This is a genomic window from Aureimonas fodinaquatilis (genome assembly GCF_008369445.1).
GTDB classification, from domain to species: domain Bacteria; phylum Pseudomonadota; class Alphaproteobacteria; order Rhizobiales; family Rhizobiaceae; genus Aureimonas; species Aureimonas fodinaquatilis.
Genome location: NZ_VTWH01000002.1, coordinates 428,513 through 449,725, shown reverse-complemented (window position 1 = coordinate 449,725; position 21,213 = coordinate 428,513). Strand labels below are relative to the sequence as shown.

The window sequence follows — 21,213 nt, the reverse complement described above, 5'->3', positions numbered from 1 at the left end:
CCTTGCCGGTTTTTCACATCTCTTCATGCGAACTCTTGATCGCCTGTTTCCGCCGAAACAAACCTGTTCAGCGGAGAACGCTCTAGCTGCGATCATCCAGCGACAGATAGTCCCGCTGCGGTGCGCCTGTGTAGAGCTGGCGCGGGCGACCAATGCGCTGCTGCGGATCTTCAATCATTTCTTTCCACTGCGCGATCCAGCCAACTGTGCGCGCTACGGCAAACAGCACGGTGAACATCGTGGTCGGGAAGCCAAGTGCCTTCAGCGTGATGCCTGAATAGAAATCAACGTTGGGGTAGAGCTTCTTTTCAATGAAGTATGGATCATTCAGAGCAATATGCTCCAGTTCCATAGCCACTTCCAGCAATGGATCGTCCTTCAGGCCCAGCTCATCCAGCACTTCATGGCAGGTCTGCTGCATGATCTTGGCGCGAGGGTCATAGTTTTTATAGACGCGGTGGCCAAAGCCCATCAGCCGGAAAGGATCATTCTTGTCCTTGGCGCGGGCAATGAATTCCGGGATCCGGTCCTTGGTGCCGATTTCGGTCAGCATGTTCAATGCTGCCTCATTTGCTCCGCCATGCGCCGGGCCCCAAAGGCAGGCAACGCCCGCTGCAATACAGGCAAATGGGTTGGCGCCGGAAGAGCCTGCAAGTCGCACGGTGGATGTCGAGGCGTTCTGCTCGTGATCCGCGTGCAAAATGAAAATCCGGTCCATCGCCTTCGCGAGAACCGGATTGATCTGGTAAGGCTCGCACGGAACGGCAAAGCACATGTGCAGAAAGTTTTCTGCATAGGAAAGGTCGTTGCGCGGATAAACGAATGGCTGGCCAATGTGATATTTGTAGGCCATGGCCGCAAGGGTTGGAATTTTCGCAACCATGCGGATAGACGCGACCATCCGCTGATGCGGATCTGTGATATCTGTCGAGTCGTGATAGAAAGCCGACAGTGCACCGACTGAGCCCACCATAACGGCCATCGGGTGCGCGTCACGTCGGAAGCCGCTGAAAAACTTGGTCATCTGCTCGTGCACCATAGTATGGCGCGTTACGCGGTAGATGAAGTCGTCACGTTCCTGCTGCGTTGGCAGTTCGCCATACAAAAGCAGATAGCAGATTTCCAGAAAATCGCCTTTTTCGGCCAATTGTTCGATTGGATAGCCGCGGTGCAGCAAAACACCTTCGTCGCCATCAATGTACGTAATTTTTGATTCACACGATGCAGTGGATGTGAACCCAGGGTCATATGTGAACAGGCCAGTATCACGATAAAGAGCTGCAATATCTACAACATCCGGCCCGATTGTACCGTGGCGAATGCCCAGTTCGGCATCTTTTTCGCCCAGCACCAGCTTTGCCGCATCACTCATGCAATCTCCCTTCCGCGTCTTGCTGCCGAACAAGAATGTTCGGCGTTGCACACATCGATTTTGGTGCTCATGCCTAACGCGTCCAGCCCCCACAGACAAGTTTTCTGCATGGTCTTTCTGCGTTGCAACGAAAAATAAGCAGTCTTACCAACGCAAATGCCGAATAATTGGGCATTCAAGCCTGGGTGTACTGTCTTTCACCACCATAGGCCCGCGATTTGCGGAATCGCGGGACGATGGTGGTTTATGCTGTGGTGCAGCGTAAACCAGTGCATTTACGCTCGCATTCTTCAGGCCGACTGGTCAGACAAACGCCCCAGCGACTCATCGCGGCCCAGCACCTCCAGAACGTCAAAAACACCGGGTGAAGTGGAGCGCCCTGTCAAAGCGGCGCGCAGCGGCTGTGCAACCTTGCCAAGCTTCAAACCATTGCTTTCAGCGTAGTCGCGCACGGCAGCCTCAAGCTCAGCTACTTTCCATTCCGACACAGCCTGCAACCCTGGCAGCACCCCGGCAATGAAAGCCCGTCCATCACCGTTCAGTATTTCAGCCGCCTTTTCCTGCAGTTCCAATGGGCGACTGGCGAACAAATAGCTTGTGCTATCAGCCAGTTCTACCAAAGTCTTCGCACGCTCTTTCAGGCCTGGCATTGCTTGAAGAAGCAGGCGGCGCGTGGTGCTTTCATCTTTCTGTTTCAGAATGTCGCCATTCGGCAGGAAATCCTTCTCGCCGATCAGCATGTCTGTCAGAACACTGTCCTCGCTGTCGCGGATCCAGTGGCCGTTCACTGCTTCAAGCTTGGCAAAGTCGAAGCGTGCTGCACCCTTGTTGACATCGACAATATCAAACCAGCGGATCATGTCTTCAATTGACATGATCTCGTCATTGCCGTGGCTCCAGCCCAGACGCGCAAGATAGTTTTTCAACGCGTCTGGCAGATAGCCGAGCTCGCGATAGGCCTCAACACCCAACGCACCATGACGTTTGGACAGTTTTGCGCCATCTGCGCCATGAATAAGCGGAATATGCGCCATCACGGGCACGTCCCATCCCATGGCATTATAAATCAGTGTTTGCCGACCCGCATTGGTCAGGTGGTCATCACCGCGGATAACATGGGTCACGCCCATGTCGTGGTCGTCCACCACAACAGCCAGCATATAGGTGGGCGTCCCGTCTGAACGCAGCAGGACCAGATCGTCGAGATCCTTGTTAGGAAAGCGCACATCACCCTGCACCTGATCGCGCACCAGTGTTTCGCCTTCCAGCGGAGCGCGCAGGCGAATGACAGGTTTGATGTCGGCGGGCGCTTCAGATGCATCCCGGTCGCGCCAGCGCCCGTCATAACGGGGCGGGCGTTTCTCTGCCTTGGCCTTTTCGCGCATTTCCTCCAGCTCCTGCTGGCTGGCATAGCAATAATAGGCATTGCCGTTGCGCACCATTTCTTCCGCCACCTCCCGGTGGCGACCAGCACGCTCGACTTGCGAAACCGGCGGCTCATCCGCTTCCAGACCCAACCAGTTCAACCCCTCTATGATCGCGTCCACTGCCGCCTGCGTCGAGCGTTCCCTGTCAGTATCCTCAATGCGCAACAGCATGCGACCGCCATGGTGGCGCGCATACAGCCAGTTGAACAGGGCGGTGCGCGCACCACCAATATGAAGGAAACCGGTTGGTGAAGGTGCAAATCGGGTGATGACTGTTTCGGTCATGTAAACTCCAGATATTCAATTATCAGCGATAACCACACTCAGCGGGCGCAAGGTCTGGAAAACCGGTCGCGGGCGGGTGAATTCGCCGAATTTTCGTTCAGCTTCCGTTGCCTGCTGTGTAGCATAGGTCCGAGGTGAGACAAGCGTGCAATGGCAAAAAGGACAACCGGATTGATGAGGCTGGGAACGGGCAATTCTGCCCAGTTCAAAACCAATCCGGCTCTGGCCAGGTTGTTCCTGTCTTTTGGCCATTGGTTGCGTGCGGCCCTGGCGCGGGAAGATCGCGCTCGCTCGGCTTTTCATCTCGTGCCGATTGGGCTGATTTTCGGAATTGCAGCCTTTTACGGTTACGGTCTGCGCCTGGCAGTTGTGCAGGCATTGATCATTCTCATAAGTGCCGTGGCTGTTGCCATCTGGCAGCTTTCGCGCCCATGGGCTCACTATGCTTGTGTGCTGGTGGCCGCAATGGCAGCAGGGCAATTGCTGGCTTTTAACGAAATATCACGCGTGCAGACCACTCTTCTGTCTGGCCCGACTACCGTGCACGTTACGGGCAGGGTGGTTCAGCGGGAAGCCGACGCACGGGGCAAAATGCGCTATGTGGTCGATGTTCAGCACACCCGGCGGCCTGCCTTATCGCGTCCACCAGAGCGAATTCGGGTGGTGGTTTCCAGCAGGCATGAGCCAATACCGATCGGCGGCACCTTTTCCAGTCTGGTGCGCCTGGCTCCGCCCAGTGGCCCGGCATTGCCCGGGGGGTACGACTTCGCGTTCGGAGCTTACTTCAACGGAATTGGTGCATATGGCTACTCGCTTGGACCACCTGATAAGAATGCCGCTTCAACAAGTGCCCTTAGCGGCACAGCAGCATGGCAGGAGAAGCTTATCGCATTGCGCACGGCAATCTCAGAGCGGGTTCGCCAGGTGATAGCAGGACCGGAAGGGGCAGTTGCCGCGGCGCTGATTTCCGGAGAGCGTGCAGGCATTCCTGAAAAGGTGAATGACGATCTGCGGGTCACCGGACTGTCGCATGTGCTTTCCATCTCCGGCTACCACATGGCGCTGGTCGCGGGCTTTGTCATGCTGCTGACGCGCCGTGGTCTGGCGCTTTGGCCATCTCTTGCAATGCGCTATCCAACACGCAAGATTGCCGCTGCCGCCGCTTTGCTTGTCTCCACATTCTATCTGGCGATTGCCGGTCCCAATGTGGCAACAGAGCGCTCATATCTGATGCTGGTCATCATGCTTGGCGCAATTCTGATCGACCGACCGGCGCTGACCATTCGCAATGTTTCCATTGCCGCGCTGCTCGTGGTTGCCGCTTCTCCGCATGAGGTTGTTTCCGCCAGCTTTCAAATGTCTTTTGCTGCAACAGCCGCCCTGATCGGCATTTATGCTGCCATCAGCCGCTGGTACACGAGGCGTTACACCAGAGAAACCGCGGATAGCCCATGGCCGATGTTCAACAATCCAGGCAACTGGATTGTGCTCGCACTTCTGGCCTCGTTTATCGCCAGCGCAGCAACCGCGCCATTTGCCGCCTATCATTTTCAGCGTGTTGCGCCGTTCAGCCTGATTGCCAATGTACTGACTGCACCTCTGTTCAGCGTCTGGATCATGCCGCTTGCCCTGATTGGCACTTTCCTGATGCCTTTAGGGCTGGACCAGCCATTTCTTGTTGCCCTGGGCTGGGGTCTGACCCTTGTTTTCAAAATTGCCGATTGGCTGGCAACGGCATTCCCGGATTATCCATCCGGCATCATTCCCACTGCGTCGATTGGATTTTTTATCGCCGCTGTCCTCATTTCCAGTTTTATGGCCAGTGCACTGCGCTGGTTGGCAGTGCCGGCAATCGTCTGCGGGCTGGTATTCATCACTCTGCGACCAGCCCTGCCGGAAGTTGTGGTTTTCGAGGATGGCAAGCAGGTTGCCCTGTATGATGGAAAAGTGCTGCACCACCTGCAGGAACGACCCGGCAGCTTCATAGCCGAGCAATGGGAAAGGGCTTTTGGCGCAGAGGTAATGCCAGCAGGCGCGCAGAATGCAGCTTTTCAATGCGCCTCCAGCGTGTGCCAGGCAACGACGAAGACAGGTTTGCGTGTGGCCTGGACAGATGAGTGGCAACTGACCGAAAGCCTGTGTGCGAAGGCTGATATCGTCATAGTTGCCAGAGCTTCGAAGCAGGAACTATGTGCCACAGGCGCAGAATTGATAACGCTTCGCACGTTGCGGCGTGATGGCGCTGTGGCAATATTTCCAGACCGTCGAGGTGGGTTTACCGCAATAAAGTCCGCTTCGGCTGCGTCAGAAGAGTGGAACCAGCATCGGCTGGCACCTTGGCCCGAACAATGGAAAAAGCCGTAGAAGCAAGACTTGGCCTCCGGCGCTTCTGGCTGGCACAATCACGTTTCAACGGCAGAACAAGGTGACGAGACAGAGAGGCCTTTAGCGTTTCTCGTTGGAAAGGTCGTTTTTCAGCGACAGGACACCGCGACAAAACGAAAAGCCAAAGTGCCTCTGCCTATGATCAGATGACCTGCGACGCTTTAATAACGCCGCAAGAGCCCAACCAGCCGGCCCTGCACTTTAACCCTGCGCGAATCCAGAATGCGGGTTTCGTAGGCCGGATTGGCCGCCTCAAGCGCAATTTCGCTGCCGGCACGCTTAAAGCGTTTCAGTGTCGCCTCTTCATCATCCACCAGCGCCACAACGATTTCGCCCGGCGTAGCCGTGTCCACCCGCCGGATCAACACCGTGTCGCCATCCAGAATTCCGGCTTCGACCATGGAATCGCCACGGACATCCAGGGCAAAATGCTCACCCTTGCCCAGCATATCCGGTGGCACAAAAACATGCCGCGTGTTGTTTTGAATCGCGGAGATTGGAACGCCAGCCGCAATTTGCCCCATGACAGGAACGCTGATCCCGGCGTCTGCCACAGCTTCCATTTCCCGGCGCTTGGCTGCCAGATCGATTGGCGGTGAGGGTGCCTTGGCTGGCGGTGCTGCTTTGGCAGGTTTGCCCATGGATTCAGGCAAGCGAACAACATCCAGCGCGCGCGCCCTGTTGGGCAGCCGTCGGATAAAGCCACGCTCTTCCAAAGCAGTTATAAGTCGATGGATGCCGGACTTCGACCGCAGGTTCAAAGCATCCTTCATTTCATCAAATGAAGGTGGCACGCCAGTCTCTTGCAGCTTTTCGTGAATGAAGATCAAGAGATCATGCTGTTTACGTGTCAGCACTGGCGTGGCTCCCGGAATCAACTAAAACAAAACCAGAACAAACCTAGCTGTTCCAGTTGTGTTCTGCAAGCGGGTAAAGCGTTTCAATCGAGATGAAAGAACAGGCAATTGTCATCCGCTTTGCCCGGCGGCGCATTCACTGGCCGTAACAGCAATGCGTTTGCCGCTGCGTAAATTGATAACAGCGATGAGTCCTGTCGCGCCAGCGGTTCAACCAGCGGCGGACCGCCGTCCTGAGGCTCCAGCAATCGGGCGCGCATGAACTCGGCCCGCAAGCCGCCCTGGCCAACATCTTTTGCCAGCTTGCCGGCTTGCAGTGGCTGCAATGGCAGGCCAGCCATTCGGCGCAACAGCGGGCGCAGAAAAACCGTAGCGGTTACCATAGCCGAAGCGGGATTGCCCGGCAGGCCCAGACAGCGCATTGCGCCTCTGCTTCCTGCCATGAACGGCTTGCCCGGTCGCATTGCAATTTTCCAGAAGTCCAGCACAACGCCCCGGGATTGAAGGGCAGGCGCTACAAGGTCCCGGTCGCCGACCGATGCGCCGCCTATCGTCACCAGAATATCTGCCTTGTTCAAAATCGCCAGGTCGATTTTATCACCCGCGGCTTCCAGCGTGTCGCCGCAAATGCCCAGATCCAGTACAGTGCCGCCATTGGCCTCAACCAAAGCTGCGATTCCATAGGAATTGGATGCGATGATCTGAGAAGCTGACGTGATGCCACCGGGCTGCACCAGCTCATCTCCGGTTGCCAGTATTGCGACTACTGGTTTGGCCAGAACCGTAAGCTGGTCGTGACCACCGCTTGCCGCAAGTGCAATGGCTCCGGCAGACAGGCGGTTGCCTGCCATCAGAAGGCGCTGGCCTTTGGCAAAGTCTCCGCCTGTTGGCCGTATATTCTGATTCGGCTCCGCACTTGCTACAACGCGAATTGCGTTCTGTTCCTGCAGAAGCTCCGTGTTTTCCTGAATCAATACGGTATCTGCCGCTTGCGGAACCGGAGCGCCGGTGAAAATTCTGATACACTGGCCTTGTGGCAGCTCGGGAAGCTGTGCACCACCCGCAGCCGAAACACCTGCAATCTGAAGAATTTTTCCGGCTTTTGCATCCTCTGCCCGCAGGGCGTAGCCATCCATTGCAGAAGAGTTGAACGGCGGGTGCGTGCGAAGTGCCGGCAGGTCTGCTGCCAGAATGCGCCCTGATGCCTGACGCAGCGGCAAACTTTCGGTGCGCTGAATTGCTGATGCCCCGGCAAGAAGCCGCTCAAGCGCAGCTTCAAATGGCAGGAGGCTCATCTTGACTGCTCCGGCGCCTGCCAATCGCCAGACTGTCCGCCGCTTTTGGTCAGCAAGCGAATGCTGGCAATGGTCATTGATTTGTCGACCGCTTTCAGCATGTCGTAAATGGTCAGGCAGGTTATGGAAACGGCGGTGAGCGCTTCCATTTCCACTCCGGTCTTGCCCGAAACGCTGGCGAAAGCCACGATGCGCAATCCGGGCAGTTCCGGCTCAACTTCAATATCGACTTTGACCTTGTCCAGCATAAGCGGGTGGCAGAGCGGAATGAGCTCGCTGGTTTTCTTGGCACCCATGATACCGGCGATGCGGGCAACGGCTATCACATCGCCCTTTTTCGCTGCACCGGATTGCAAAAGCTCGAGCGTTTCCGGCAGCATCAGAACAAGACCCTCGGCTGTGGCCACACGAGCGGTGACCAGCTTACTGCCAATGTCCACCATAGAGGCGGCGCCTGTCTCATCCAGATGTGTCAGCGCCTGTCCACTCATGCGGCATCAACCGGCAGGCCAAGCAACTCGCGCGTTGCCTGAGTTACATCCGTCTGGCGCATCAGACTTTCACCCACCAGAAACGTGGTAATGCCGGAACTGGCCAGCCGCAGGCACTCGTCATGAGAGAAAATGCCGCTTTCGCCAACAATAATCCGGTCTGCCGGCACCAGAACTGAAAGTCGCTCACTCACCGCAAGGTCGGTTTCGAAAGTTCGCAGGTTGCGGTTGTTGATGCCAATCAACCGCGAGCGCAATTTCAAGGCACGCTCCATTTCATGCTCATCATGAACTTCAATCAGGCAATCCATGCCGTGGTGCATGGCCGCATCTTCCAGTTCCGCTGCCAAGGCATCATCCACACTGGCCATGATGATGAGAACGGCATCTGCACCCCATGCGCGTGCTTCGGCCACCTGATAGGTGTCAAACATGAAGTCCTTGCGCAAAGCGGGCAGGTGGGTTGCCGCGCGTGCCGCCGTCAGAAATGCGGGCGCACCCTGAAAACTGGGTTCATCCGTCAGCACGCTCAGGCATGCCGCACCGCCCGCCTCATAGGCACGCGCCAATGCCGGTGGATCAAAATCCGGACGGATCAGGCCTCTGGATGGACTGGCCTTCTTGACCTCGGCAATAAGTCCGAACAACCCGTTGGATTTTTTCGCTGCCAAGGCATCCGCAAAGCCGCGCGGCGCAGATTGCACCCGGATCAGTGTTTCCAGTTCGGCAAGAGACGTGGTTGCCTTTGCAGCGGCAATTTCCTCAAGCTTATAGGCTTCAATCCGCGCAAGAATATCGCTCATGCCATTTCTCTTTTGCTGCCGGATGTTGCTGCCACCAGCTTTTCCAGTGCCTTTAACGCGCTGCCGCTATCAATAGACCGGCTGGCAAGAACCAGTCCGTCCGACATGGTCGCCGCCTTGCCCGCCACAATCAGCGAACCTGCCGTGTTCAGAAGCACAATATCACGATAGGGGCCCGGTTTCCCCTCCAGAACGCCGCGCAAGGCAATGGCATTTTCCGCGCCATCGCCACCGCGAATTGCCTCAAGCGTGCAGGATTTCAGCCCGAAATCCTCCGGCACAAAGGAAAATTCGCTGATCTGACCGTCGCGAAGCTGTGCCACATATGTGCGGCCGCACAGTGTAATTTCGTCCAGCCCATCGCCATGCACCACCCACGCAGCTTCCGTGCCGAGCGCCTTCAGGCTGTGTGCCAGCGGCAAAACCCATTGCTGGTCATAAACACCCAGCAGCATTTTTCGCACGCCTGCCGGGTTGGCCAATGGGCCAAGCATGTTGAAAATCGTGCGTGTGCCAAGCTCTACCCGGCTGGGGCCAACAAACCGCATGGCAGAGTGGTGACTGGGCGCAAACATGAAACCAATGCCAGCCTTGGCGATGACTTGCCCGATTGCCTGCGGCGGCAGGTCGACATTCACACCCAGCGCCGCCAGAACATCGGCCGAGCCTGAGCGGGAAGACAAAGCCCGGTTGCCGTGCTTGGCAACTGTGAGCCCGCAGCCGGCAGCTACGAAGGCAGTGCAGGTGGAAATGTTCAATGTGCCGGCGTGGTCGCCGCCGGTTCCCACAATGTCGATGGCGTCCTGATCCACACCATCGACGCGCGCCATGTTGGCCCGCAGAACATCCACGGCACCGGCAATTTCATCCACGGTTTCGCCGCGCACCCGCAGCGCCATCAAAAACCCGCCGATCTGCGCCGGTGTCGCGTCACCCGACATCAGCACGGAAAAGGCTGCTCGCGATTCCTCACGGCTTAGGGGCGTCCCGTTGGCTACCGTGGCCAGAAAGGGCTTTATGCCGGTGCTCACTGAACAGAACCCCGTACCGATTGAATGGCGCGCTGGTTATAGCTCACCGGCGTGTCTGCCTGCAGGCGGCCGATAAAGCTTTGCAGCAGATCATCCCGCGCTGCATTGCTGGTGGTGGTCTTCAGCTCGGCAGTCACGCTGCTTGCCGGGTCTGCCGGTGCGTTGACCTCTGTTACTTCCAGCACCATCCACTGGCCTGTTGTGCCGGATGGCGCGGTGGCAACATGACCAAGCGGCCCGCCAAATGCGGCGCGGGTGGCCGGTTCGCCAATTTGCTGCGGGCCGGAGGCCCGTGTCAGCGACGCCGCACTCTGCATGGTCAGCCCTTCCGACTGTGCCAGGTCGGCGAAGGATTCGCCCGCAAGCAGGCGGTCGCGAAGCGCATTTGCCCTTGCTTCAAGCTGCCTGTCGGCTTCTTCGCCCTTCCAGTCAGCAATCACAGCGTCGCGAACCTCTTCAAGCGGACGCTCCTTGGCTTCCGTAATGTCGGTCAGTTCAAAAAACACATATGAGCCGGTGGCGAAATTGACCGGCTGTGTCGGCATGCCCAACTCTGCAAGGAACAGCGCGGTCAGCAAATCGCTGCCGCCCACCAGGTTGTCCACTTCGACACCGCTGGGGTTGCGGCCCTTCTGGTCAACGGCAGCAATAGTCACGAGTTCAAGTCCGGCATTCTGCGCAGCTTCCGCCAACGTGCCGCCGCTGCCGCGAATGTCTTCAATTGCTTCATAGGCTTTTGTGGCCTGCTCGCTGGCCCTGAGAGCCGCAAGCTGCTGGCGGATGTCTTCGCGCACCTCTTCCAGCGGGCGGCTGCTGGCCGGGGTGATGTCTGTAACGCGCAGAATAACCGGTCCGAACAAACCATCAACGACGCCCGTCGGCTCGTTCAATGTTGCCGCAAACACGGCCTCGCGAACCTTTGCATCCATGATCTGGTCGGCGGAGCGGAAGCCAAGGGTTACGTCTTCCGCAGAACGGCCCATATCAATGGCAATGTCCTGAAAGCTGCGCCCCGCGGCCAGTTCACGTGCGCCGGCTTCGGCAGCCGCAGTATCCGCAAACACGATCTGCTGAATCTGGCGCTGCTCGGGTGTGGTGAATTCTGCCAGATTGGCCTGATACTCCGTTTCTATTTCCGCATCGGTGATGGAAGCCGGGTCAAACAAGGTTTCCGGAACGAGCGGAATGAAGCTGACCGCGCGATATTCCGGCGATGCGTAATCTTCCGACACATCTTCAAAATAGTCGTTCAGCACCGTTTCATCCGGGTCGGCGATGGAGCTTTCCGGTTCCGGCGCCATGGTTGCATAGACAATCGAGCGGCTTTCACCATTATAGACACCCAGTGCCGTGGTGAAGGCTTCCGGCAGCGCGAACCCGCTGCTGACAGCTCCAGTGATCTGCCCACGACGGGCCAGCCCATGCTGAAGGGTCAGATACTGCGCTTCTGTAACGCGGGCATTTTGCAGCAGCGAGCGGAAAGTCGTGAGCGAAAAATTACCGGTCGAATCCTGGAAGGTCGGGTCCATCGCGGTCTGGCGGACCACTTCCTGATCCGTCTGGTTGATGCTCAGAATGCGGGCCTGTTCGTCCAGCAGGGCATCCGTGGTCAATTGCGACAGCGCGATCTGGTCCACACCCAGTGCAGCCTGTTCCTCTGGCGTTGGCCAGCGACGCAATTGCTGTGAAATGCGGTTCATCGCCTGATTGTGGGTGAACTGATATTCACTCGTGGTCACATCGGTTTTACCGGCCGACAAAACGACATTGGAACCGGTGTTGCCGCCGAAGCCGTCCGCGATGCCCCAAACCACAAAACTGAGAACGAGCAGCCCGAGAAGCAGCTTGACTGTGAAGCTGCCGACACCGCGCCGTAGCTGATTCATCATCGCTCGACATTCCTTCAAAAGAGCCCGTTTGCATCGGGCAGGGGCATTCGCCCCGAAAAACTCTCTCTCTAATAGGAAAGAGTGGGCCTCGGGTGCAAGTCGCAGGTTTGATTTTGATACAGGTTCCAGCTATCGCACAGCTTCGAAATAACGCGGCTGGAGGAAAACATGGCGGTTCGCAAGCTGATTGCCGGTAACTGGAAAATGAACGGCCTTAAAGCCGGTCTTGCCGAAATAGCGGCGGTTCGCGATGCGGTGGAATCAGGCAGCACCGCCCATGTCGATGTGCTTTTGTGCCCGCCAGCCACGCTGCTGGCCGCCGCATGCGAAACAGCCGCAACCGGACTGGCCATCGGCGGGCAGGATTGCCACACGGCGCAGTCCGGTGCCTTCACGGGCGATATCTCGGCGGCAATGGTGGCTGATTCTGGCGCAAGCCACGTTCTGGTTGGCCATTCCGAGCGCCGCACCCTGCACGGCGAGGATGATGCAACCGTGCGTGCCAAGGCTCAAGCTGCTTGGAATGCCGGCCTGGTGGCAGTTGTCTGCATTGGCGAAACGCAGGCAGAGCGGGATGCGGGCACAACCTTGCAGGTTCTGGAACGGCAATTGCGGGAATCACTTGCGGATGAGGCGACCGCTGCAAACTGCACTGTTGCCTATGAACCTGTCTGGGCCATTGGCACGGGGCTGACACCAACAGTTGATGACGTGGCAGACGCGCACCGCTTCATGCGCGAGAAACTGGTTGAGCGGTTTGGTGAAAGCGGCGCAGATTTCCGCATTCTCTATGGTGGCTCGGTCAAGCCGGACAACGCGGCTGAGCTTCTGTCTGTTGCCAATGTTGACGGTGCACTGGTTGGCGGAGCCAGCTTGAAATCCGCCGACTTCATTGCAATATGCAAGGCAGTAAGGGCCGAATAGGCAGATAGCAGCCGAAAACGTTTGGAATTGTTGGCTTGCTGCTATAAGAAACGGCCAAATTCCCGAAAAAGCCGCTGAACCAGGGCATCATGCAAACAGTTCTGATTGTTATACATCTTCTTATCGTCCTTGCGCTTGTCGTGGTGGTGCTGCTTCAGAGATCTGAGGGCGGCGCTCTTGGCATGGGTGGCGGTGGCGGCGGTGGCCTGATGAGTGCGCGGGGGGCGGCAAACGCACTCACCCGCACCACGGCCATTCTGGCGGCGGCTTTTTTCATCACGTCCATGACATTGGCCATTCTGGCCCGCTATGGCGGTTCCAGCCCGGCTGATGTGTTCGATAATTTCAACCGGCAGCAGCAAGGCACCACTACAGTTCCGGCAGAGGGCGGCTCGTTGCTGGACCAGCTTGGCGGATTGCCTGAAGAGCCGGCACCGGAGCCTGAAGGTGGTGTGCCATTTGGCGCAACCCCGCAGCAGCCGGCAGCGGCGCCGACTTCACCAGGCGCTCCGGCAGTTGCACCTGCCGCGCCGGAAGCCGTGACGCCTGCAACGCCGGAAGCCGTGACGCCTACTGCGCCGGAAGCTGAGGCACCCGCTGCGCCGGAAGCGCAGCCTGAGCAGCCTGCTCAACCTGTGGAAACACCACCTGCCCAGCAAACGACACCTGTCGCGCCTGCTAATTGATTTCGGCTTGAGATTGTCTGAAGGCAATCAACCTTGAACGGTTGGTTGCCTTCTTTCGATTTGAGCAACTGGCAGAGCGGAAAGCTTTGGAAAACTCTGCCGTAAATTTCTCCGGCCATATTTTTGGCTGGTAATCATCTGTGTAAACGATTATCGAGAAGGCCCATGGCGCGATACATATTCATCACTGGCGGCGTGGTTTCTTCCCTTGGAAAGGGCATAGCATCAGCGGCACTCGGCGCACTTCTGCAGGCGCGTGGGTACCGGGTGCGGCTTCGCAAGCTCGACCCCTATCTCAATGTTGATCCGGGCACCATGAGCCCAACCCAGCATGGTGAGGTTTTTGTTACCGACGATGGTGCAGAAACCGACCTTGATCTGGGGCACTATGAACGGTTCACCGGGCGCCCCGCGACCCGGATGGACAACATCACAACCGGACGGATTTACACCAACATCATCGCAAAAGAGCGGCGGGGTGATTATCTTGGTGCAACTGTCCAGGTCATTCCACATGTGACTGACGCTATCAAATCCTTCGTTCTGAATGGAAATGATGATGTCGATTTTGTTCTGGTGGAAATTGGCGGCACGGTTGGCGACATTGAAGCCTTGCCGTTCTTCGAGGCAATACGCCAGCTTGGCAATGAACTGCCGCGTGGCAATGTCGTCTACATCCACCTGACATTAATGCCGTATATTCCGGCTGCGGGTGAGTTGAAGACCAAGCCCACACAGCATTCTGTCAAGGAACTGCGGTCGATTGGCATCCAGCCGGACATTCTGCTGGTGCGGGCAGACAGGCCTGTTCCGGCAGAAGAGCGGCGCAAAATGAGCCTGTTCTGCAACGTGCGGGAAACAGCGGTCATTCAGGCGCTGGATGTTGCCACGATTTACGACGTGCCGATTGCCTATCACAAAGAAGGGCTGGATACGGAAGTTCTGGCGGCTTTCGGCATTGATCCGGCACCGGCGCCAAAGCTTGAGCGCTGGTTGCAGGTGGTGGATGGCATCGCCAATCCCGAGGGTGAGGTCACCATTGCCATCGTCGGCAAATATACCGGCCTGAAAGATGCCTACAAGTCGTTGATCGAAGCGTTGCAGCATGGCGGCATTGCCAATCGCGTGCGCGTCAATCTTGACTGGATAGAGTCGGAAGTTTTCGAAAAGGAAGATCCGACACCTTATCTTGAGCGGGTTAACGCCATTCTTGTGCCGGGTGGCTTTGGTGAGCGTGGCTCCGAAGGCAAAATTCTTGCGGCAAAATTCGCACGCGAGCACAAGGTGCCGTACTTTGGCATTTGTTTCGGTATGCAGATGGCCGTTATTGAATCGGCCCGTTCGCTGGCCGGCATTGAAGATGCGGCTTCCAGCGAGTTTGGGCCGACCAAAGAGCCGGTCGTTGGCATCATGACAGAATGGCTGAAGGGCAATGAGTTGCAGCAGCGTGCGGAAAAGGGCGACCTTGGCGGCACCATGCGACTTGGCGCCTATGAAGCCCGGTTGAAAGACGGTTCGCGAATTGCGCAGATCTATGGCAGCACCGAGATCAGCGAACGGCATCGTCACCGTTATGAGGTAAACCGCTCGTATCGTGACAGGCTGGAGGCTGCCGGCCTGAGTTTTGCCGGCATGTCACCAGATGGCCTTTTGCCTGAAACCGTGGAACTGGTGGACCATCCATGGTTTATCGGGGTTCAGTATCATCCTGAGCTGAAGTCTCGCCCGTTTGAGCCACATCCTCTGTTCGCCAGCTTTGTCGAGGCGGCATTGGTGCGTTCCCGACTGGTCTGATAATTCTGATTTAAAAGGGCGCAATATGGGCACACCCAACCAAACGGTTATCGCGCGGGGGGTATCCTTCTCGCAAAGCCAGCCTTTCGCTCTTATTGCGGGTCCATGCCAGATGGAAAGTCGCGACCATTCCATGATGGTCGCGGAGCGCATGAAAACCATTACCGACGAGCTGGGTATCGGTTATGTGTTCAAAGCCAGCTTTGATAAGGCAAATCGCACCAGCTTGACTGGTCGAAGGGGTATCGGGCTTGCCGCCGCGCTTCCGGTTTTCGAAGAAGTCTCGCGAAGCTTTGATGTTCCGGTGCTGACAGATGTTCACACCGCCGAACAATGCCGAGAGGTTGGAGCGGTTTGCGACGTCTTGCAGATACCCGCATTTTTGTGCCGGCAGACAGATTTGCTCATTGCTGCGGCTGAAACTGGTCGGGTCGTGAATATCAAAAAAGGCCAGTTTCTTGCGCCATGGGACATGGCCAACGTTGCGGCAAAGGTTCTTCAAAGCGGCAATTCCAATGTGCTGCTGACCGAGCGCGGTGTGTCCTTCGGCTATAATACGTTGGTGTCTGACTTCAGAGCCTTGCCAATCATGGCCGAAACCGGTTCGCCCGTTGTGTTCGATGCCACCCATTCGGTGCAGCAACCCGGTGGACAGGGTGGCTCATCCGGTGGCGAGCGGCGTTTTGTTGAAACTCTGGCGCGCGCCGCTGTATCCATCGGCGTGGCCGGACTGTTCGTGGAAACCCATGAAGATCCGGATAATGCACCTTCAGACGGCCCCAACATGGTGCCGCTCGGCAATATGCGCGAAATGCTGATGCGTCTTCAGGCACTGGATCAGATCACCAAAAGCTGGGACGCCTGACGTTTCCGGACGCAAAACTGTTTTGCACTTCTGCTGGAATTGTATTCTTCGCCTGCCGCAATTCCGGACGCAAAACCGCTTCGCACTTTTGCTGGAATTGTATTCTTCGCCTGACGATTCTGGACGCAAAACCGCTTCGCACTTTTGCTGGAATTGTATTCTTCGCCTGACGATTCCGGACGCAAAACCGCTTCGCACTTTTGCTGGAATTGTATTCTTCGCCTGCCGCAATTCCGGACGCAAAACCGCTTCGCACTTTTGCTGGAATTGTATTCTTCGCCTGCCGCAGTTCCGGACGCAAAACCGCTTCGCACTTTTGCTGGAATTGTATTCTTCGCCTGCCGCAATTCCGGACGCAAAATCGCTTCACACTTTTGCTGGAATTGTTTTTTCACCTGCCGCAATTCCGAACGCAAAACCGTTTCACACTTTTGCTGGAATTGCTTTAAAGACACCCCTACGAATTCATCGGAGGATTTGGCCGTGACGGCAATCATCGACATTATAGCGCGTGAAATTCTTGATAGCCGGGGAAACCCGACAGTTGAAGTGGATGTCGTTCTCGAAGACGGCTCAATGGGCCGCGCCGCCGTGCCCTCCGGCGCTTCAACCGGCGCGCATGAGGCCGTTGAACTGCGCGATGGCGACGAGCGCTATCTTGGCAAAGGCGTGCGTGAAGCCGTGCAGGGCGTCAATACCGAAATACTGGAAGCAATCGCCGGATTCGAAGCCGAAAATCAGATTCGCATCGACGCAATTCTGCGTTCGCTCGATGGCACAGAAAATAAAAGCCGCCTCGGTGCCAATGCCATTCTGGGCGTGTCTCTGGCTGTTGCAAAAGCGGCAGCCGAGGCCGCCGATCTGCCGCTCTACCGCTATGTCGGCGGCGCTGCCTCATGCGTTTTGCCAGTGCCGATGATGAACATCATCAATGGCGGCGCACATGCCGATAATCCAATCGATTTTCAGGAATTCATGATCATGCCGGTTGGGGCAGAAAGCTTCTCCGATGCGTTGCGCATGGGTGCTGAAGTTTTCCACACGCTTAAAAAAGCGCTCAAGGACGCCGGCCACAATACCAATGTGGGCGATGAAGGCGGCTTTGCGCCAAATCTTGGTTCCCCGCGTGAGGCCCTGGACTTCATCATCGCGTCCATCGAAAAGGCTGGTTACAAAGCCGGCGAAGATATTTTCATCGCTTTGGATTGCGCCTCGACCGAATTCTACCGTGATGGTGTTTACGATCTGGAAGGCGAAGGCCGCAAGCTGGATGCCGCAGCATTCACATCCTATCTGGCCGAGCTTTGCGATGAATATCCGATCATTTCCATTGAAGATGGTATGGCCGAGGATGACTGGGCTGGCTGGAAACTTCTGACCGACAAGATCGGCGATAAGGTTCAGCTTGTTGGTGATGATCTTTTTGTCACCAACTCCGCGCGTCTGCGCCAGGGCATCGAAAAAGGTGTTGGCAACTCCATTCTGGTCAAGGTCAACCAGATCGGCACTCTGTCTGAAACACTTGATGCCGTGAATGTTGCGCAGCGGGCAGGTTACACCGCCGTGATGTCGCACCGCTCTGGCGAAACTGAAGACACCACAATTGCCGATCTGGCAGTTGCCACCAATTGCGGGCAGATCAAAACGGGTTCGTTGGCCCGCTCTGACCGGTTGGCAAAATACAATCAGCTTCTTCGAATTGAAGAAGAGCTGGGTGACCAGGCTGTTTATGCCGGGCGCTCTATTCTCAAGCGCTAAACGTTCCCGGTTTCCGAACGGTATTGCAAAGGGCGGTGTCTTCAGCACCGCCCTTTTGCATTCAAGGAAAAAAATCCCGGTCGCTGTGCTTTTTGCTTAACGCGGCATTAAAGCAATTCCCGCAAAGATACGAGACCGTTCGCAGAGGGTCGAACGGCGGAAGAGCATTCGCGATTCGAACTGGCTCTGCCAAGCTGAAGACTGGAGTACGGATGCCATGCGGACAATTCAAAAGCGCAACTCCCGCATGGGTCGCCTGATATTGCCCGTTCTGACACTAGCCGTTTTGGCTTATTTCGGACTGCAGTCGCAGCAGGGGCGTTATGGGCTCGAATCCAAGCGTGAACTGACAGAGCTTCTGGATAAGCGGTCAGCCGAACTGGACGCTCTTCTTGATAAGCGGCAGGGCCTTGAAACGCGCGTCCAGATGATGCGTGATGGAACACTGGAACGCGATATGCTTGACGAACGCGCCAGACGCGCGTTGAATGTCGGCACAGTGGATGAGATCGTTATACTCCGCTGAATATGCAGCTTATTATCCAAAATCCGGTTAATTTAATGCTGCATTGCACCATTTAACTGAAATCACAGTAATCTTTTGCTTGCTTCTTGCTCATGCATCGAAATGCGGTGTAGTGCGTTTCTTCGACACGTGTCCCGATAGGGGGCGAGCTTGGAACACTGCTGCGATTTTACCTGATGCGCGATGTTCCAACTCTTTGTTTTGTCGCAGCTCGGACCGCTCCGGTTTAGCCTGGTCCGGCCGAGTTGCCTTATAAGAAGGAAAGGCGCTTATGGCTTCTGGCAAGCAAAAGAGTGGCGTCCCGTCGGCTGAGACCACGAAGGCTTCTTCTGCCGAAATCGTCAAGACCTTGGAAGAATTCTCCACTCCCGCACCAGCCGATTTTTCGCAGGAAGACGATCTGTCGGCCTTCCGGGAAATGCTGCTGATGCGGCGCTTTGAAGAAAAAGCGGGCCAGCTTTACGGCATGGGCGTGATTGGGGGCTTCTGCCATCTCTATATTGGCCAGGAAGCTGTTGTTGTTGGTGTGCAGGCCGCACTGAAACAGGGCGATCAGGTTATCACCGCCTACCGCGACCACGCACACATGCTGGCAACCGGCATGGAAGCCCGCGGTGTTATGGCCGAGCTGACGGGGCGTCGCAGCGGCTATTCCCGCGGCAAGGGCGGTTCCATGCACATGTTCTCGAAAGAGAAGAACTTCTTTGGCGGCCACGGCATTGTGGGCGCTCAGGTGCCAATCGGCACCGGTTTGGCTTTTGCCAACAACTACCGTGGCAATGATTTTGTATCAGTCACCTATTTCGGTGATGGTGCAGCCAATCAGGGGCAGGTTTACGAAGCTTTCAACATGGCTTCCCTGTGGAAATTGCCGGTGATTTATGTCATCGAAAACAATCGCTATGCCATGGGAACATCGGTCAGCCGCGCGTCGGCAGAAACCAATTTTGCCCATCGCGGCATTTCCTTCAAAATTCCTGGCATTCAGGTTGATGGCATGGATGTGCGCGCCGTCAAGGCTGCTGCAGACCTTGCTGTGGAACATTGCCGCAATGGAAATGGCCCGATCATTCTGGAAATGATGACCTATCGATATCGTGGTCACTCAATGTCGGACCCGGCCAAATATCGCTCTCGCGATGAAGTGCAGAAAATGCGCTCTGAGTCGGACCCGATCGAGCAGGTTCGCCAGCGACTGATTGAAAAGTTCGGCGTCAGTGAAGAAGATCTCAAAGAGATCGACAAGCAAGTCCGTGACATTGTCGCCGACGCGGCTGACTTTGCGCAGAGTGATCCCGAGCCGGATCCGTCTGAACTCTGGACCGATATCTATGCCGATGAAGTTCCGCAGGCTGCTAGTTAAGGGGCGACGTTATGCCAATCGAGATTTTGATGCCCGCCCTTTCGCCGACAATGGAAGAGGGTACCGTTTCCAAGTGGATCAAGCAGGAGGGCGATCAGGTTTCGCCCGGAGACGTGATTGCCGAAATTGAAACCGACAAGGCCACGATGGAAGTGGAAGCGGTGGATGAAGGCAAGCTCGGCAAAATTCTTGTTCCAGCGGGAACTGAAGGCGTGAAGGTGAATGCGCCGATTGCAGTGCTGCTGGCCGATGGCGAAGAGCTTGGCGATGCCGCAGAGGCGAAGCCAGCCAAGGCCGAGCCGGAAGCAAAGGCTGAAAGCGAAACTGAAGCCAGCTCGCAGGAAGCATCCAGGCCGGTGCCTGCCGCACCGGCCGCACCCGCGCCAAATGTCAGTGCTGCACCGGAAGTTCCTGAGGGAACGGAAATGGTGCGCACAACGGTGCGTGAAGCGCTGCGTGATGCCATGGCAGAGGAAATGCGCCGCAGTGAGGATGTGTTCCTCATGGGCGAGGAAGTGGCCGAATATCAGGGTGCCTACAAAATCAGCCAGGGATTGCTGGAAGAATTTGGCGCGCGCCGGGTGGTGGATACGCCAATCACAGAGCATGGCTTTGCCGGTCTTGCGGTGGGCGCTGCCTTTGCCGGCTTGCGGCCGATTGTCGAGTTCATGACATTCAACTTCGCAATGCAGGCGATTGACCATATCATCAACTCTGCGGCCAAGACCTTGTACATGGCTGGCGGCCAGATGGGCTGTCCAATCGTATTCCGCGGCCCCAATGGCGCGGCGGCTCGTGTGGCCGCTCAGCACAGTCAGGATTACGCAGCCTGGTACGGCCATATTCCAGGTCTCAAGGTCGTGCAGCCTTACAGTGCGGCCGATGCAAAAGGTCTGTTGAAATCTGCCATTCGCGACCCGAACCCTGTCGTGTTTCTCGAAAACGAGATTGTGTATGGTCACAGCTTTGATGTGCCCAAGCTGGACGACTGGACCGTGCCGATTGGCAAGGCGCGCATTCACCGAGCCGGCAAGGACGTGACAATCGTGTCTTTCGGCATCGGCATGACCTATGCGGTTGCGGCTGCCGAGCAGCTTGCTGCTGAAGGTATTGATGCGGAAGTGATCGACCTTCGCACCATTCGTCCGCTGGATATCGAAACGGTTGTGCGTTCGGTTCAGAAAACCAACCGCTGCGTAACGGTTGAAGAAGGCTGGCCACAAGGCTCTATCGGTTCGCACATTGCATCCGAGCTTATGGAACGTGCCTTTGATTTTCTGGACGCTCCAGTGCTGAAAATCTGTGGCAAGGACGTACCGATGCCTTATGCCGCAAATCTGGAAAAGCTTGCGCTGCCGACGGTAAAGGATGTTATCGACGCGGTTAAGGCGGTCACCTACCGTTGAGTGCGGGCGGATTGACAAGGATTGGCGCCCGACAGGGCCATCTCAGGAGTGTTGAC

18 protein-coding genes are annotated in these 21,213 nt (G+C 56.7%); 9 read left to right on the top strand and 9 right to left on the bottom strand.

The window, feature by feature from the left end; all coding sequences use genetic code 11:
* Positions 1-82: 82 nt before the first annotated feature.
* Both gltA and gltX read right to left on the bottom strand, forming a co-directional pair.
* Positions 83-1,372 (bottom strand): citrate synthase, encoded by a 1,290-nt coding sequence (gene gltA, locus FPY71_RS08230; RefSeq protein WP_149299504.1) that lies wholly within the window; start codon positions 1,370-1,372, stop codon positions 83-85.
* 290 nt (positions 1,373-1,662) lie between these two features.
* Positions 1,663-3,084, bottom strand: a complete 1,422-nt coding sequence (gene gltX / locus FPY71_RS08225; protein ID WP_149299502.1) for a glutamate--tRNA ligase — start codon at positions 3,082-3,084, stop codon at positions 1,663-1,665.
* A gap of 150 nt (positions 3,085-3,234) precedes the next feature.
* Here gltX and FPY71_RS08220 point away from each other — a divergent pair, with 150 nt between their 5' ends.
* Positions 3,235-5,448: a ComEC/Rec2 family competence protein gene (locus FPY71_RS08220; protein ID WP_149299500.1), complete on the top strand. Its 2,214-nt coding sequence runs from the start codon at positions 3,235-3,237 to the stop codon at positions 5,446-5,448.
* A gap of 182 nt (positions 5,449-5,630) precedes the next feature.
* Here FPY71_RS08220 and lexA read toward each other — a convergent pair whose 3' ends face one another.
* The 6 genes from lexA to FPY71_RS08190 form a co-directional block, all read right to left on the bottom strand.
* Positions 5,631-6,326 (bottom strand): transcriptional repressor LexA, encoded by a 696-nt coding sequence (gene lexA / locus FPY71_RS08215; RefSeq protein WP_149299498.1) that lies wholly within the window; start codon positions 6,324-6,326, stop codon positions 5,631-5,633.
* Between the two features lie 83 nt (positions 6,327-6,409).
* Positions 6,410-7,621, bottom strand: coding sequence for a molybdopterin molybdotransferase MoeA (locus FPY71_RS08210; protein WP_149299496.1), 1,212 nt, complete (start codon positions 7,619-7,621; stop codon positions 6,410-6,412).
* Positions 7,618-8,112 carry a cyclic pyranopterin monophosphate synthase MoaC gene (moaC, locus tag FPY71_RS08205; protein ID WP_149299494.1) on the bottom strand — a complete coding sequence of 165 codons (495 nt, stop codon included), beginning with the start codon at positions 8,110-8,112 and terminating at the stop codon, positions 7,618-7,620. The genes FPY71_RS08210 and moaC overlap by 4 nt, the downstream gene beginning before the upstream one ends.
* Complete coding sequence (trpC, locus tag FPY71_RS08200) at positions 8,109-8,915, bottom strand: indole-3-glycerol phosphate synthase TrpC (protein ID WP_149299492.1); 807 nt, start codon at positions 8,913-8,915, stop codon at positions 8,109-8,111. Before trpC ends, moaC begins: the two co-directional genes overlap by 4 nt.
* Positions 8,912-9,946 (bottom strand): anthranilate phosphoribosyltransferase, encoded by a 1,035-nt coding sequence (trpD, locus tag FPY71_RS08195; RefSeq protein WP_149299490.1) that lies wholly within the window; start codon positions 9,944-9,946, stop codon positions 8,912-8,914. The genes trpC and trpD overlap by 4 nt, the downstream gene beginning before the upstream one ends.
* Positions 9,943-11,835, bottom strand: a complete 1,893-nt coding sequence (locus FPY71_RS08190) for a peptidyl-prolyl cis-trans isomerase (RefSeq protein ID WP_149299488.1) — start codon at positions 11,833-11,835, stop codon at positions 9,943-9,945. Before FPY71_RS08190 ends, trpD begins: the two co-directional genes overlap by 4 nt.
* 168 nt (positions 11,836-12,003) lie before the next feature.
* Here FPY71_RS08190 and tpiA point away from each other — a divergent pair, with 168 nt between their 5' ends.
* The 4 genes from tpiA (at position 12,004) to kdsA (ending at position 16,104) form a co-directional block, all read left to right on the top strand.
* Positions 12,004-12,759 carry a triose-phosphate isomerase gene (tpiA, locus tag FPY71_RS08185; protein WP_149299487.1) on the top strand — a complete coding sequence of 252 codons (756 nt, stop codon included), beginning with the start codon at positions 12,004-12,006 and terminating at the stop codon, positions 12,757-12,759.
* 89 nt (positions 12,760-12,848) lie between these two features.
* The gene (secG, locus tag FPY71_RS08180; protein ID WP_149299485.1) at positions 12,849-13,445 is read left to right on the top strand and encodes a preprotein translocase subunit SecG; all 597 of its coding nucleotides are present in this window, start codon (positions 12,849-12,851) and stop codon (positions 13,443-13,445) included.
* 165 nt (positions 13,446-13,610) lie between these two features.
* Positions 13,611-15,239: a CTP synthase gene (locus FPY71_RS08175; RefSeq protein ID WP_149299483.1), complete on the top strand. Its 1,629-nt coding sequence runs from the start codon at positions 13,611-13,613 to the stop codon at positions 15,237-15,239.
* Positions 15,240-15,264: 25 nt separating this feature from the next.
* Positions 15,265-16,104, top strand: coding sequence for a 3-deoxy-8-phosphooctulonate synthase (gene kdsA, locus FPY71_RS08170; RefSeq protein WP_149299481.1), 840 nt, complete (start codon positions 15,265-15,267; stop codon positions 16,102-16,104).
* Here kdsA and FPY71_RS18470 read toward each other — a convergent pair.
* Positions 16,077-16,607 (bottom strand): hypothetical protein, encoded by a 531-nt coding sequence (locus FPY71_RS18470; RefSeq protein ID WP_188052270.1) that lies wholly within the window; start codon positions 16,605-16,607, stop codon positions 16,077-16,079. The two genes, kdsA and FPY71_RS18470, sit on opposite strands and share 28 nt — an antisense overlap.
* On the opposite strand from FPY71_RS18470, the gene eno reads away from it, so the two are divergent.
* From eno to FPY71_RS08150, 4 genes are all read left to right on the top strand, one after another.
* Positions 16,588-17,862, top strand: a complete 1,275-nt coding sequence (eno, locus tag FPY71_RS08165; protein ID WP_149299479.1) for a phosphopyruvate hydratase — start codon at positions 16,588-16,590, stop codon at positions 17,860-17,862. The two genes, FPY71_RS18470 and eno, sit on opposite strands and share 20 nt — an antisense overlap.
* A 217-nt stretch (positions 17,863-18,079) precedes the next feature.
* Positions 18,080-18,388 carry an FtsB family cell division protein gene (locus tag FPY71_RS08160; protein WP_149299478.1) on the top strand — a complete coding sequence of 103 codons (309 nt, stop codon included), beginning with the start codon at positions 18,080-18,082 and terminating at the stop codon, positions 18,386-18,388.
* 271 nt (positions 18,389-18,659) lie between these two features.
* Entirely contained in the window at positions 18,660-19,751 is a 1,092-nt protein-coding gene (gene pdhA / locus FPY71_RS08155) for a pyruvate dehydrogenase (acetyl-transferring) E1 component subunit alpha (protein ID WP_149299476.1), read from the top strand.
* A gap of 11 nt (positions 19,752-19,762) precedes the next feature.
* On the top strand, positions 19,763-21,157 hold the full coding sequence (locus FPY71_RS08150; RefSeq protein WP_149299474.1) for a pyruvate dehydrogenase complex E1 component subunit beta: 1,395 nt from the start codon (positions 19,763-19,765) through the stop codon (positions 21,155-21,157).
* The last annotated feature ends 56 nt before the right edge of the window (positions 21,158-21,213 follow it).

Excerpts from the sequence above, each read along its gene's own strand:
- trpC (WP_149299492.1), bottom strand. The coding sequence starts at position 8,915 with ATGAGCGATATTCTTGCGCGGATTGAAGCCTATAAGCTTGAGGAAATT.
- FPY71_RS08175 (WP_149299483.1), top strand. The coding sequence starts at position 13,611 with ATGGCGCGATACATATTCATCACTGGCGGCGTGGTTTCTTCCCTTGGA.
- FPY71_RS08150 (WP_149299474.1), top strand. The coding sequence starts at position 19,763 with ATGCCAATCGAGATTTTGATGCCCGCCCTTTCGCCGACAATGGAAGAG.
- moaC (WP_149299494.1), bottom strand. The coding sequence starts at position 8,112 with ATGAGTGGACAGGCGCTGACACATCTGGATGAGACAGGCGCCGCCTCT.
- FPY71_RS08220 (WP_149299500.1), top strand. The coding sequence starts at position 3,235 with ATGGCAAAAAGGACAACCGGATTGATGAGGCTGGGAACGGGCAATTCT.
- secG (WP_149299485.1), top strand. The coding sequence starts at position 12,849 with ATGCAAACAGTTCTGATTGTTATACATCTTCTTATCGTCCTTGCGCTT.
- gltX (WP_149299502.1), bottom strand. The coding sequence starts at position 3,084 with ATGACCGAAACAGTCATCACCCGATTTGCACCTTCACCAACCGGTTTC.
- FPY71_RS08160 (WP_149299478.1), top strand. The coding sequence starts at position 18,080 with ATGCGGACAATTCAAAAGCGCAACTCCCGCATGGGTCGCCTGATATTG.
- FPY71_RS18470 (WP_188052270.1), bottom strand. The coding sequence starts at position 16,607 with ATGTCGATGATTGCCGTCACGGCCAAATCCTCCGATGAATTCGTAGGG.
- gltA (WP_149299504.1), bottom strand. The coding sequence starts at position 1,372 with ATGAGTGATGCGGCAAAGCTGGTGCTGGGCGAAAAAGATGCCGAACTG.
- pdhA (WP_149299476.1), top strand. The coding sequence starts at position 18,660 with ATGGCTTCTGGCAAGCAAAAGAGTGGCGTCCCGTCGGCTGAGACCACG.
- tpiA (WP_149299487.1), top strand. The coding sequence starts at position 12,004 with ATGGCGGTTCGCAAGCTGATTGCCGGTAACTGGAAAATGAACGGCCTT.
- kdsA (WP_149299481.1), top strand. The coding sequence starts at position 15,265 with ATGGGCACACCCAACCAAACGGTTATCGCGCGGGGGGTATCCTTCTCG.
- FPY71_RS08210 (WP_149299496.1), bottom strand. The coding sequence starts at position 7,621 with ATGAGCCTCCTGCCATTTGAAGCTGCGCTTGAGCGGCTTCTTGCCGGG.
- FPY71_RS08190 (WP_149299488.1), bottom strand. The coding sequence starts at position 11,835 with ATGATGAATCAGCTACGGCGCGGTGTCGGCAGCTTCACAGTCAAGCTG.